The organism is Brevibacillus sp. HB1.1 (genome assembly GCF_013332445.1).
GTDB lineage: Bacteria > Bacillota > Bacilli > Brevibacillales > Brevibacillaceae > Brevibacillus > Brevibacillus porteri.
The window spans coordinates 814809-827264 of the sequence record NZ_JABMIV010000001.1 but is presented as its reverse complement, the minus strand read 5'-3'; the positions used below and the strand labels follow the sequence as shown (position 1 = coordinate 827264).

At 46.6% G+C, this 12456-nt stretch carries 13 protein-coding genes and 1 riboswitch; of the genes, 8 read left to right on the top strand and 5 right to left on the bottom strand.

Going from position 1 to position 12456, the window contains the following annotated elements; genetic code table 11:
• Positions 1-14: 14 nt before the first annotated feature.
• Positions 15-188, bottom strand: a complete 174-nt coding sequence (locus tag HPY27_RS04055; RefSeq protein WP_007723176.1) for a hypothetical protein — start codon at positions 186-188, stop codon at positions 15-17.
• Between the two features lie 220 nt (positions 189-408).
• On the opposite strand from HPY27_RS04055, the gene HPY27_RS04050 reads away from it, so the two are divergent.
• From HPY27_RS04050 to HPY27_RS04040, 3 genes are read left to right on the top strand one after another with little or no spacing between them, the layout of a single operon-like run.
• Positions 409-1110 carry an ABC transporter ATP-binding protein gene (locus tag HPY27_RS04050; RefSeq protein WP_017249629.1) on the top strand — a complete coding sequence of 234 codons (702 nt, stop codon included), beginning with the start codon at positions 409-411 and terminating at the stop codon, positions 1108-1110.
• Positions 1111-1134: 24 nt separating this feature from the next.
• Positions 1135-2589, top strand: a complete 1455-nt coding sequence (locus HPY27_RS04045; RefSeq protein ID WP_017249628.1) for an ABC transporter permease — start codon at positions 1135-1137, stop codon at positions 2587-2589.
• 24 nt (positions 2590-2613) lie between these two features.
• Positions 2614-4131: an efflux RND transporter periplasmic adaptor subunit gene (locus HPY27_RS04040; RefSeq protein ID WP_017249627.1), complete on the top strand. Its 1518-nt coding sequence runs from the start codon at positions 2614-2616 to the stop codon at positions 4129-4131.
• A 93-nt stretch (positions 4132-4224) separates the two neighbouring features.
• Here HPY27_RS04040 and HPY27_RS04035 read toward each other — a convergent pair whose 3' ends face one another.
• Both HPY27_RS04035 and HPY27_RS04030 read right to left on the bottom strand, forming a co-directional pair.
• Positions 4225-4899: a hypothetical protein gene (locus HPY27_RS04035; RefSeq protein ID WP_174224391.1), complete on the bottom strand. Its 675-nt coding sequence runs from the start codon at positions 4897-4899 to the stop codon at positions 4225-4227.
• Positions 4896-5696, bottom strand: a complete 801-nt coding sequence (locus HPY27_RS04030; protein WP_174224390.1) for a class I SAM-dependent methyltransferase — start codon at positions 5694-5696, stop codon at positions 4896-4898. The genes HPY27_RS04035 and HPY27_RS04030 overlap by 4 nt, the downstream gene beginning before the upstream one ends.
• A gap of 198 nt (positions 5697-5894) precedes the next feature.
• Here HPY27_RS04030 and HPY27_RS04025 point away from each other — a divergent pair, with 198 nt between their 5' ends.
• The 3 genes from HPY27_RS04025 to HPY27_RS04015 are packed head-to-tail and all read left to right on the top strand — an operon-like array spanning position 5895 to position 9060.
• Complete coding sequence (locus HPY27_RS04025; protein ID WP_174224389.1) at positions 5895-7937, top strand: hypothetical protein; 2043 nt, start codon at positions 5895-5897, stop codon at positions 7935-7937.
• 60 nt (positions 7938-7997) lie between these two features.
• A complete protein-coding gene (locus tag HPY27_RS04020; protein WP_174224388.1) occupies positions 7998-8192 on the top strand; it encodes a hypothetical protein in 195 nt (64 codons plus the stop codon).
• Between the two features lie 13 nt (positions 8193-8205).
• The gene (locus HPY27_RS04015; protein ID WP_173622224.1) at positions 8206-9060 is read left to right on the top strand and encodes an EcsC family protein; all 855 of its coding nucleotides are present in this window, start codon (positions 8206-8208) and stop codon (positions 9058-9060) included.
• Here the strand turns inward: HPY27_RS04015 and HPY27_RS04010 are convergent.
• Together HPY27_RS04010 and HPY27_RS04005 are read right to left on the bottom strand one after the other, a co-directional pair.
• Positions 9035-9583 (bottom strand): GNAT family N-acetyltransferase, encoded by a 549-nt coding sequence (locus tag HPY27_RS04010; protein ID WP_017249621.1) that lies wholly within the window; start codon positions 9581-9583, stop codon positions 9035-9037. The two genes, HPY27_RS04015 and HPY27_RS04010, sit on opposite strands and share 26 nt — an antisense overlap.
• A 68-nt stretch (positions 9584-9651) precedes the next feature.
• Entirely contained in the window at positions 9652-10092 is a 441-nt protein-coding gene (locus tag HPY27_RS04005) for a flavodoxin (protein ID WP_017249620.1), read from the bottom strand.
• A 141-nt stretch (positions 10093-10233) separates the two neighbouring features.
• Positions 10234-10423: riboswitch (Lysine riboswitch) on the top strand.
• A gap of 91 nt (positions 10424-10514) precedes the next feature.
• On the opposite strand from HPY27_RS04005, the gene dapD reads away from it, so the two are divergent.
• The gene (gene dapD, locus HPY27_RS04000) at positions 10515-11225 is read left to right on the top strand and encodes a 2,3,4,5-tetrahydropyridine-2,6-dicarboxylate N-acetyltransferase (protein ID WP_007723196.1); all 711 of its coding nucleotides are present in this window, start codon (positions 10515-10517) and stop codon (positions 11223-11225) included.
• Between the two features lie 14 nt (positions 11226-11239).
• Positions 11240-12454: an aspartate aminotransferase family protein gene (locus tag HPY27_RS03995; protein ID WP_174224387.1), complete on the top strand. Its 1215-nt coding sequence runs from the start codon at positions 11240-11242 to the stop codon at positions 12452-12454.
• Positions 12455-12456 lie beyond the last annotated feature (2 nt).

Sequence of the window (12456 nt, the reverse complement as noted above, 5' to 3'; positions counted from 1 at the left end):
ATGTATGTGTGCATTTATGCTTGAGAAGCAGCGTGGTGAAAAGAGAAGCTGATGGTAGTGGACATGGACTTGGAACGTTTGGTTGCAAGCTGTTTGGCTTGCTTTGCTGCCTCAAACATACTAGGTGCCTTGATGATTTCGACCCATCTGCGTGTTGCTGTTTCAAATAAAAAGCGATAGATAGTCATCTTCTTCGACCCTCCATGGTTTGTTGACATCTACATTGTATTACGTAACAGCCTGAAAAAGGTTACGTAGCTGTTACATATTTTTGAAGAAAACATGGTTATTCTGTAAATCGTAAATTGTTTCCGAAAGTAGCGTTACGTTTTGCGAAATGTTACGTCTTTAGTATGTGATGTTTACGAAAGCTTCCATTTTGAAAGAACGAATGAGGTGCGACAAACGATGGTCAATTCAACAGGAGAGCTGACGGTGACAGGGGTCAATCACAGCTACGGAACAGGGAAAATCAAAGTTCCCGTGCTGTATGATATCAACCTTCATATCAACAAGGGTGAATTCGTGGCTCTGTGCGGCTCGTCGGGTTCCGGTAAGTCTACGCTCTTGAATTTGCTTGCAGGTTTGACCAAGCCGGAGGAAGGGAGTGTCACGGTTAGCGGAGCACAGATTTCCAGCTACAGCGAAAACGAACTATGCATGTTTCGCCGTAAAAATATGGGCTTTATCTTCCAGTCATACAATCTGCTCCCAAATCTGACAGCGCTGGAAAACGTAGAGCTTCCCTTGATTTTTGCAGGCGAAAGCAAGAAAAAACGTCGGGCTAAAGCAACGGAAATCCTACACCGCGTAGGGCTGGAAGGTCGTATCGACCACAGACCCAATGAGCTTAGTGGTGGACAGCAGCAGCGTGTGAGTATTGCGAGAGCGCTCGTCAATCAGCCTGGCATCATCTTGGCGGATGAGCCGACGGGGAACCTGGACTCGAAGACGGAACAAGAGATTCTCCTATTAATGAGAGAAATGAACAAGGAAAATGGGACTACGTTCATCATCGTTACCCATGAGCAGGAAGTAGCAGAACAGTCCGACCGCGTCATTTATCTCCAGGACGGACGGGTTGTACAAAAAAGGACAAGACCAGCGTAGGCGAGGGTATGAGGTGAACAAACAGTGAAGGTAATAGATTCTTTTCGCATCGTCTGGAGGAATCTGTGGCGAATGAAGCTGCGGACAGCCCTCACATCGGTTGGTGTTATGATCGGAACGGCTGCAATCGTCGCGATGATGGCACTTAGTTTAGGGCTTAAGGAAAGTGCGGTAAAAAGCTTGGAGAACTTCGGAAACTTGACAGAAATGGACGTCGAGCCATTGCGTTGGTACGAGGAAAAAGGCGAATGGATTGATGTTCCAGAGGATAAAGTCAAGAAGCTCAATATGCAAGCGGTGCAGGAATTAAAAAAGATTCCTGGCATTCAGGCAGTTATGCCGATAAAAGAATTACGAGAGCAAGCGAAGCTTAAGGTAGGTAGGCGAGAAGGTTACGTACAGCTTATTGGGGTGGACGTGAATGAGTCGGCTGCCTATCGAAAAAACGATATTGAAAAAGGAGACTATCTGACAGGCTCACCGCAAGAAGTGGTAGTCGCTTTCGATGTCTCTCGAGAATTGCGGGACGTGGAAAAAGAAAAGCGGGAGGAACGGCGAAGAAGGACGGGGGGTGGACAAGCTGGACAGTCCACTATGCCACCTGATATGGGCGGTGGAGAATCAATCGGGTTCAACATCGTGGACAGAGCAGCGACACTCATTTTGTCACGGGAATACAGAATCGACGATGAACCGAAATACGAGAAAAAGGAACTACGCGTTCGGGTTGTCGGTCAATTGAAAAAGACTGAAGAGCGCGGATCTTCTTCTGCCGTTTACGTGCCCATTAACGTCGTGAAAGAGTTGAACGACTGGGTAACTCGCGGGAGGGAAGAGGAGAACAACGAGGGATCGACACGGCGCACCCGTGAACAAGCTAAGAAGGATACCTTTGAATTTGATCGGATCACGGTGAAGGTAGAATCACGCGAAAAGGTCGAGGGCGTCGTTGCTGCATTGAAGGAAAAGGGCTTTGAAGTGTGGTCTCCTGCACGTGAGTTGGAAACCATCAATAACTTTTTCTTTGTGATTCAGATGGTTCTCGGTGGAATTGCTGCCATTTCCTTGCTCGTTGCAACCATTGGAATCGTCAATACGATGATCATGTCGATTTTGGAACGAACCAAAGAGATTGGGATCATGAAAGTAATTGGTGCTACGGTGCTGAATATTCGTTGGCTGTTTTTAATGGAATCAGGCTTTATTGGATTAATTGGAGGATTGGCTGGTCTCGGGATGGCGTGGGGAGCAGTTGAGCTCGTGAACTACTTCGGAGCGTCTGGCGGGCTGTTGGATAGTCTGAATATGGGCTACGGCGGTGGTAATCCGGAGGGGGAACCATCCAAGCTCGCGGTTATTCCAGGCTGGCTGGCACTGTTCGCAATCGGTTTTTCCTTTGTTATCGGGGTGTTGGCGGGAATTTTCCCAGCCATCCGTGCTTCCCGTTTAAGCGCACTGCAAGCGATTCGATCTGAATAAGTGATGGAATGTGAGGAACATAAGATGAACAAGAAAAAGTGGATCATTCTAGCCACAGTTGTGGTTCTTCTCGGTGGAGGCGGCTACTTCGGCTATTCGTACTTCCAGAGCAAGAATGCAGTTACCGAAGAAGTACCTGAAGAGAAGCCGACTTTCCCGACAGCGATCGTTGAAAAAGGAGAGGTAAAGAAAACGATTTTCTCATCCGGTACGATAGAAGCAAAGGCACGTGAAGAAGTGAAGCCGGAACTCAGTGGAAAAATTCAGCGTCTGCTAGTGAAGGAAGGACAGTCAATAAAAAAGGGTGACGTATTGTTCACGATAGATAGTACAGATGCCCAGTTTGAGGTGCAGAAGCAAGAGCTTGCGATTATCCGTGCAAAAAAAGAACTGAATGAAATCAAAGACAAAAGAGACAAAATCAATGCAGATAAGGAAGGTAAAGTAATCGAAGTGCTCGCAAAAGAAGGCGACACGGTTACGCCTGAAACACCTGTCGTCAAGTTGGCTAACACCGACTATTTGAAAATTACCGGCAAGTTCACAGCATTTGAGTCAGAACGATTCTCAACAGGACAAAAAGTGAAGGTCTTCATTAGTGCCTCCATGTACTATGTGGATGGGATAGTAACGAATGTAGACCGAGTTGGAAAAAAAGAACAAGGCACCGGTGGTGTTCACGACGTCGAAGTTTTGGTAAAAAAACCAGGCGCCCTTTATGTGGGAGACATGGGTGAAGTCCAATTCACAGATGAAAAGGGCGTGCTTTACGCCAGCCAAAAGGCGACGGCGTTTGAACTGCCAGATGATATGGAAATTTTGGCAGGTACGCATGGCAAAGTCGGAAGAGTAGACGTAAAAAAGGACTCCATCATCAAGGTAGGGCAGCAATTGTTCAAGATGGATATGACATCGGCAGGTCTCGAACTGCAGGAAAAAGAGCTTTCTTTGAAAGAGTCCATTTTGACCATGGAACAGAAAAAACGTGAAATTGCGAAAAATCAAGTGACGGCTCCAATAAATGGAGTGATCACAAAAGTAAATATTAAAGAAGGTGAAACACCAGGCTCCGATCCAGCGGTTATTATCATGGACACTACGTCTGTGTACTTTATCGCAGCGGTTGACGAGTTGGATATTCCAGCAGTCAAGCTCGGTCAGAGTGTCGATGTCTACGTATCAGCATTTGGCAATAAACCCTTTAACGGAAAAGTTATAGAGCTTCCAAAAGAGGGGAAAAAAGAAGAGAAAAATGTCCGTTTTGCTGTGAAAATTGAATTGAGCGATACGACTGATATGAAGCATGGAATGACAGGTGACTGCGATATTTATGTAGCACAAGTGGACAATGTTTTGCGCTTGCCGATTAATGCTGTTGAGGTTTTAGAGGCGGGTCAAGGCACCGTCATGGTAAAGGACCCGAGCACAGGTGATCCAACACCAAAAGAAGTACAAATTGGTGTCGAAGGAACTGATTTTATTGAAATCAAAGGCGGCTTGAATGAAGGAGAAGAAGTTCTCTTGACCAACGAAGGGATGTAAATTAGTCTTTCTTGGTTCATTTGATTAAGAATAGCCCTGTTGCAAATGGCCATAGACCAAGCAACGGGGCTATTCTTTTTTCACCAAAAGATCTTAACATTTTGTTTGTAATTGTAGCGTTTTTGTCATTTCGGCCGTCAAACTATGTAGAGGATGGGAGATTGTACAGCCGTTTTCCTTTGCAAACTGATCGGCAACTGGTGCCATGGAGAGCTGTGCCACTGCAATAGGTTGGTCTGGAAATGTTTGGTGGAGCTGGTGCAGGGCGTCTTTTATCGCTTCTCTGTATGCTTCCTGCTTGTTTTCCATGAGCAGGGCAAAAGCATTTTCAATGATGCTTACTCGTATCTCTGGATAAAGGTTGTGAGAATAGGCGTGTTGCACGAGACGCTCCATCGTAGGTTGGACAGTAGCGGGATTGGAGAACAGAAGAACTTGTGGCTCCGTATATCGTGCAAGCTCATGAAAAAAAGGTCCATCGATTGTGAAGATGGGGACAGTGGTAGTTGCCTCATCCTCTAGTGTTACCAGTGCGGCATACTGCGTGCAAGTGATCAAGATTGCATCGACCGCCAAGCTCTGCATCCAGCTTAGTTGCTCACGTAATTTGGCATGCGATTGTTCCTTGGTATGCACAGGAGTTCCCTCGTTTTGCAGGAGTAAACTTGGATCAACAAAATGAATGAGCTCTACGTCAAAGGCTGCGAACGCATCTGATATGAGGGAAATATTCGAATCATGTCCATGGAGACAGGCAATACGAGTCATTGTGCAGCTCCCCCATGTAGAGTATCAGTCTCTGATTTCTTATGGGCAAGGACACGAATGCGTTTGTAATCGAGCACCCATTGACCATCTTGAAACAGAGCAGGACGAAGTAAGCTAGTGACTTCCCTACATACTTGCTGGATTTCATCTGCGGACAGCCCCACAAAAAAAGGACTGCAAAAAGAATTCAACCAATGCGAAAGCCCCAGTTCCCCATCAGCCATGACTGTGGGACGATCAAAATGGGAGGCAAGTACGACGTGGAAGCCTTGCTTCTCCAAAAGAGTCGTGTACTCTCCAATGCTGGGAAAATACCAAGGTGATCGCTCATCCGCGGATATTCCTTTTTGTGCCAAAACAGTCCGTAATGCCTTTGTGATTTGACCGCAATTGCCGTGTCCCCCGAATTCCGCGACAAAGCGTCCACCGGGAGCAAGAGCCAACCAAATGGTCTCAACGACTTCAGCAGGACGTTTCATCCAGTGGAGTGCGGCATTGGAAAAGACAGCGTCGTAACAGATATCTGTACGATACGTATGCGCATCGGCTACTTCAAAAGCAAACTGCGGATATTTATGGCGAGCAGCCTCAATCATGGCGGCAGAAAAGTCGATTCCTGCCACATTTGCTCCGGAAAGCGATAGTTGAGCACACAGGTCGCCTGTTCCACAGCCTAGGTCAAGAATGCTTTCTCCAGGAGCCGGCTGTAGCCAGTCCACTAATCCTTTGCCGTATTCAGAAACGAAATTCATTTTGGCGTCGTATAGCCCGGCATTCCATTGATTGGTTTGAATCATCTGTATCCCTCCCTACCTTCCTTTTTACCGACTGAAAAGACATAAGTCAAATCTATATAAATTATTAAACAGATAGTTTTTAACTATATCGAGCTTGGGAAAAAGCGTGAGAACATAAAAGGATATAACACGGTTATTGTCGAATAAAATCAGTTGTTCACATACAAATACGTAAGACAAAAAGTAGGAGGACAGTTCGTGAAAAAATGGGTTGTAAAAGCACTTCTCGTGTGTTTGGCAACTGGTACCTTTTTGTCAGGTTTGTCAGTACCGCCAGCCATGGGAGCCGGGGCAACAGCATCCATGAAAAAAAACAGCCAAGTATCTAAGCCGATCCGGAAGCAGCCTGTTCACGATATGGTTATCTTTAACGATTATCAGGTTGCGGGACTGGATTCAAAAGGTTGGAACTGGGTGAAGAATGATGAGTTTATTCTACCTCCGGAGACACCACTCGATATTGACGTGATACAGACTACTTATGGAAATGGAACAAACCTAAGTCGGAAGCAAGTATATTTGGATGGTGTAGAATTAACGGAGTTACAAATGGAGCAAACCTCAAATCAAGCTGTGTTCAAATGGCAGGTACCTCGCTTTACAATTCCCGCAGCGAAATTGTCTGCTGGCTCTCATACGTTGACCTTTGTAGTGACTGATGCCAATGCAAAGAGCAGTACGTTACACGTAAGCTTTCAGGTAGAAGCACAAAATTACCCACGTATTTATAAGGGAGAAAAAGCAGAGGGAGAGCCTTTGTCGACAGGTGGGCAGACGACCATTTTCGGAAATATGGGGTCAACTGATTTTAACAGTTCTGTACCTGGTACGTGGAAGCTAACAAACAAGTCTACGAACCAAGAAATGAGATCTGTTCCTGCTACTGTGTTTTCAACAGGTACGTTGTTGACTGGTCAATACCAACTCCTTTTTCTACCTGATGATACCTCGATGTCGCCTTGGACGACGACAGTTCAGATTGGCATGGCGGAGCTATATATGGGTACAGATGCAAGTGGTCAAAAACTGGCACCGGATCAGACCATTACTGCCCCGGAGCCACCAGGTAAGATTTCTTTGTATTCGGCATACCTAGGTCGATGGTCGGTGAACGGAACTGGACAAACGTTGACAAATGCGCAACATTTTGAAGTTGATATCCCGAAAATGCTGGCGGGTATGACGATTTCTGTCACTTTTGAGCCAGATTCCAAGGAAAACAAAACGGATTCCTTATGGGGTAGCTCTACGTCGACTACGATTCACATACAAATTCCAGGTGCACCGAATGCTTGTGGTCCCACAAGCGGAGATGTCACGTTGGATGTGTTGATGCAACCAAACGAAAAATCTACACTCATGGTCGAGAAAGCAAACGTGTATTCATCAGACAATACAGTGAGGCTCTATCAAAACCCGGTACATGTGATATGGCTGACTACAGCAGCAGAGCATATCGAATTCGGTAGTGAAGCTGATGACGATGAAGGACCAGGCGTATGGGCAGTCGATAACGTCGTGGTCGATAGTGATAAATTGAATTGGGATCATACAGGCTTGTTACTGTCTGGCTATAAGCCAGGGCGTTACAAGGTAAACTATTACAGCAAAAGAGACCCTGCCAAGTCATGGTGTGGTTACATACAGGTCATTGAGGACACGCCACCAATCCCAGCGTCCCAAAGTTGTGATTCAGGTGATTCAGGTATAGCTCCACCACAAGCCCCAATGCTCATGAGAGGAAAAGAGGGCAAGGAATATCGAGATGGAGATATTGTGACTGTGGAATCTGATAGCGATCTTGCTGAATTGGAAAACCTACAACTCATCTCCACGTATGCAGAGCGGACTGGGACGAAGAAAATTAGAGAGAGTAGGAAGGCTTCCTCTTACCATATGCCCAAGTATGAGTGGATATATGGAGAGAACGCCATTGGTGCTAGACAAGAGCACAGCAGTGCTACGATATCTTCAGAAAACCGGATCGAGATCTCCTACGAAGGAAAAGAAATCACTACCATTAAGCCTTCAAATCGAGATGACGGCACTGAAAACGGACTGGAATCACTTGATATTAGCAAATACATTAATCGGCAGAAGCCCGGCAAATACGAGATCAAAATAACCAACATCCTTAGCAACAAGACTTGCCAACTCGTTACAAGACAAAAAAGATCAGTCAAAAAAACAGACGTTGATGAACGAAAAGAAACGATCGCATTCACAATCGAAGTGAAATAACGATTGACCCCCTTGCACTTTTTGGCATGGGGGTTTTCGACTACATGGGGAGGAAGTCCAATGACAAATGAGCAGAAGACGATCTTGGAAAAGTTCGGGTTTCGAATCGAAGGAGAGGAAGTGAAACATTTAAAACTGGGAATCGTAAGAAATAAAAAAGAATTCGTCTGTCACGCCACGTCAGAAGAGTTGCAGGACTACATCAAGTCCATCTTGCGCAACCAATGTCAGTGGAGGCGAGGAGAATCTGAGTGAGCAGCCAGGGAGGTTGTTGGGGTTGAGTGAGTCTAGGGAGTCATTGGTTACGGCATTACGTGAAGTGGAGGCTTGGGAGAGAGACCAGAACGACTTGTGGTTCTGGGAAAAGCTTGGCAGACTTCCGTTTGTTCTGTTGGATCGGATTACGCCTGCATTCGTTCAAGAGAAGCTGGGAAAAGCCGTAGATGAAATGGCAGCCTTTCTTGAGACAGGTGGAACTTATTTGGTGCAGGATGAACCGATTTACAAGCGGTTTGGCAAACGGTTAGAGGGACAGGGGGCGTCTGTTGTTGACAAAGAAAAGATTGCCGCTGTACCGCTTACGATCATGAATGATGTCGCAATGGAGTTAAAGGATTCACGTGCGAATTTTGCCACGGTACAAGGTGCCACGACTGGCTTCGGAGGGATTTTTACCCTCGCGATCGATATCCCTTTATTGATGGGGACATCCCTTAAAGTATTACAAGAGATGGCTCTTGCCTATGGCTATCGACCTGAAGAGAAAAGAGAGCGGCTGTTTGTCGTCAAATGCTTGCAGTTTGCTTCATCAGACATTGTAGGGAAAAAAGCGATACTCGCTGAGCTCTCCCGCTTTGATGATCCAAATGCGCAGAGAGAGGTTATGGCTCAATTGCAAGGATGGCGTGAAGTCGTGGTAACGTACACAGAAAACTTTGGGTGGAAAAAATTGTTTCAAATGGTGCCGATTGCAGGTGTTTTGTTCGGGGCGTATTTGAACCGTTCAACCGTACAGGATGTCGCCGAAGCGGGGATGATGCTGTACCGCAAACGGCGTATCCTGGAGCGGCTACGAGAGAGCGAAATGAGGGAGGAAATTACTGAGCCCACTCCTCAGCAGTAAGAGCGTACAGGAGATGGTCTTCCCATACACCGTTAATTTGCAAATAGCGTAACGAAAGCCCTTCCTGGCGAAAACGGTTTTTTTCCAAGACGCGAATGGAAGCTTGATTGCGAGGCATAACAGCAGCTTGTACTCTGTGCAGCCCAGCATCCGTTAAAGCAAAGCGGAGGGCGAGATTTACTGCTGATGTCGTATAACCTTTGCCATTGCACGCCTGATCCATAAAGTAGCCAATCGTCGCATTTTGCCATGCGCCACGTGCGACATTCGACAACGCTACACGTCCAATCATCTTTCCGGATTCTCGGGAGAATACGCCGAAAGCATAGGCAGTACCACGTTCAAAATCAATCTGCGCTTGTGAAATCTGTTCTTGCTGTCCTATGAGGGTCAGAAATGAAGCGGGGCGGATCGGTTCAAAGGGTTGGAGAAAATCATGATTACGCAGCCGAAGCTCTAGGAGCTCGGCTGCGTCTTGTTGTTGGAGAGGCCGTAAGAGAATCTCGTCCGTATGTAGTGACATGAGATCAATCCTCCTTAAAAAGTTGGATTGATAGTATAGCATGTGCCAGAGTATTTGGGAAACATCAATTAGCCGAGCAATTCTGCAAATGACACCCCAAATGCTTTGCACGTTTCCACTTCTTTTGCAGTAGGAGAAAGCTCGATTTTCAAACCTTCCAGAGGAGTTTCCGCACCACGCTCGCTCGCCTTTTTCAGCAAAATATCAACAGCTGCACCGACATGCTCGTAAGCGGAGTCGCAAGAGCCAAAAGCAACAACCTTTTTCCCGCTGAGGTCAATATTGTCCATTTCCTCATAAAAATCCAGGCATTCGTCTGGCAGTTCACCGTCGCCCCATGTGTAGGCACCAAGCAAGATTCCGTCGTAAGCTTCGAGTTCTTTTGCGTTCGCATCCATCACTTCTTTTATCTCCAGCTCAGCACCAGTTGAACGAATACCTTCTGCAATTGCTTCAGCAATTTCCTGAGTATTCCCTGTCATGCTCGCGTATACCATCAAAATGCTCATAAAACGTAAAACCTCCAATTCAGATAATGAGTATCATTCTCATCAATAAAAATAATGAAAATGAGAATCGTTGTCAATAACTTTTTTCTTATTGCCACGTTTCATTGATTTTGGTAGAGTTAAATAAAATTATAATAATGTACTCTAAATAGAGGTGCGCCGAAGAAGAGTAAGTCTTTTCGCAATCTGCCAGGGGGCAGGAGAAGGAAGAAAGGCTAAAGCGCCGAAGCTTATGCTATGCCCCTACGTAGCACAGGCTGGGGTGTCTCATGAAAAATGATCATCCTGTCACAAGGGACCTAAAGTCTTTTTGTGGAGCGCTATTTATGATTTGCTTCTGTAGTAGTAAGAGCAATGAGATAGCGAATGCACTCATTGCTTTTTTTGATTTACCATGCTGTTATTTTGAGGAGGATGTAACCATGAACATGATGGATGCCAACGAAATTATCGCGTTTATTCAAAAAAGCGAAAAGAAAACACCAGTGAAGGTATATGTGAAAGGGAACCTGGAGGGAATCGACTTTGGTGCGAGCTCCAAAGCCTTCATTACTGGTCCTACTGGTGTTGTTTTTGGTGAGTGGAAAGAGATTGAGCCAGTGCTCGCTGCTAACGCAGACAAAATTGAAGATTATGTGGTAGAAAGCGACCGCCGCAACTCCGCTATTCCATTGCTGGATACAAAAGGAATTCAAGCACGTATTGAGCCAGGCGCAATTATCCGTGACCAAGTGACAATCGGTAACAATGCGGTCATCATGATGGGTGCTTCCATTAACATCGGCGCAGTTATCGGTGAAGGTACGATGATCGACATGAATGTTGTTGTAGGTGGACGTGGAACCATCGGGAAAAACTGCCATATCGGCGCTGGATCGGTTATCGCAGGCGTTATCGAGCCACCATCTGCACAGCCAGTTGTTGTCGAAGACGATGTTGTCATCGGAGCAAATGCTGTCATTCTGGAAGGTGTTCGCGTAGGAAAAGGTGCTGTCGTTGCAGCAGGTGCTGTCGTGATTGAAGATGTACCTCCATACGTAGTAGTTGCGGGAACGCCTGCACGTGTGATCAAGCAAATCGATGAAAAAACTCGTTCCAAGACAGAGATCAAGCAGGAGCTACGTCAGCTGTAAGGGAGAGAGTGCACATGGACTGGCGTTCGCTCGATGAACAATATATCGTCTCCTCTTACAAAAGACTTCCGATTGCCATAGAAAAAGGCGAAGGAAATTACTTGTACGATACGAATGGAAAGAGCTACCTCGACTTGTTTACCGGACTCGCGGTAAACGTTCTGGGGCATTCTCATCCGCGCATTGTACAGGCTCTGCGTGAGCAGGGAGAGCGCTTCTTGCATATTTCCAATGTATTTTTAAATAAGCCAGCTATTCGTTTGTCCGAGCGTTTGGTTGCGAACAGCATTAGTGGAAAAGTGTTTTTCACCAACTCTGGTGCAGAGGCTACAGAGTCTGCGATCAAGCTGATTCACAAATGGACGAAGAACGAGGGAGCAGGTCGTGAAGGCATCGTTGTCTTACGCAACAGTTTTCACGGGCGAACACTCGGAGCAGTGCGTTTGACGAGGCAGGCTCACGTCTATCAAGACTTTCCTCAGCCGGCTTTTCCTGTTTATGAACTGGATGTGGAAGACACGGAAGGATTGCGAGCGATTTGCCAGGAAGCAAGACCCGCTGCGGTCCTCATGGAGCCAGTCTTGGGTTCTGGCGGTGTCGTGCCGTTAACGGAAGCGTTCTTGCGAGAGGTAGCTGCGATCTGTGAACATGAAGGCATGCTCTTTGTCATGGACGAGATCCAGACAGGAATGGGCAGAACAGGAAAGCTGTTTGCTTATGAGCATGCAGGCGTAACGCCAGACCTGATCCTTTTTGCCAAAGGCATAGGGGGAGGGCTTCCCCTCGGCGGTGTCATCGCTGGCCCAAGGCTGATGAACCAGTTCAAACCGGGGGATCACGGAACGACTTTTGCACCATCGCCACTGTCTGCTGCCTTAGGGAATGTCGTGTTGGATGAATTGCTTGATCCAGCCTTCAGCGCTCACGTAGAAGAAGTGATTGCGTACCTGTGGTCGGGCTTGGAAGCGCTGCGAGCGCGTCTTCCAGATCAGCTGCAATCCCTTCGCGGAAAAGGCTTGATGGTTGGAATTCCGCTCTCTTCCACCCCGGAAGAGGTAAGCCACTTGCAGCAAGCATTGCTTGACGAAGGAATTCTCGTTGACGTGACGCAGAAAACGATTGTTCGTCTGCTTCCGCCACTGACGTTGACAAAAGCCGATGTGGACCGTTTTCTTGCTGTGTTTGAGGACCAATTAACAGCAAGAACAGGTACGAAAAAGGAGGCGTAGAC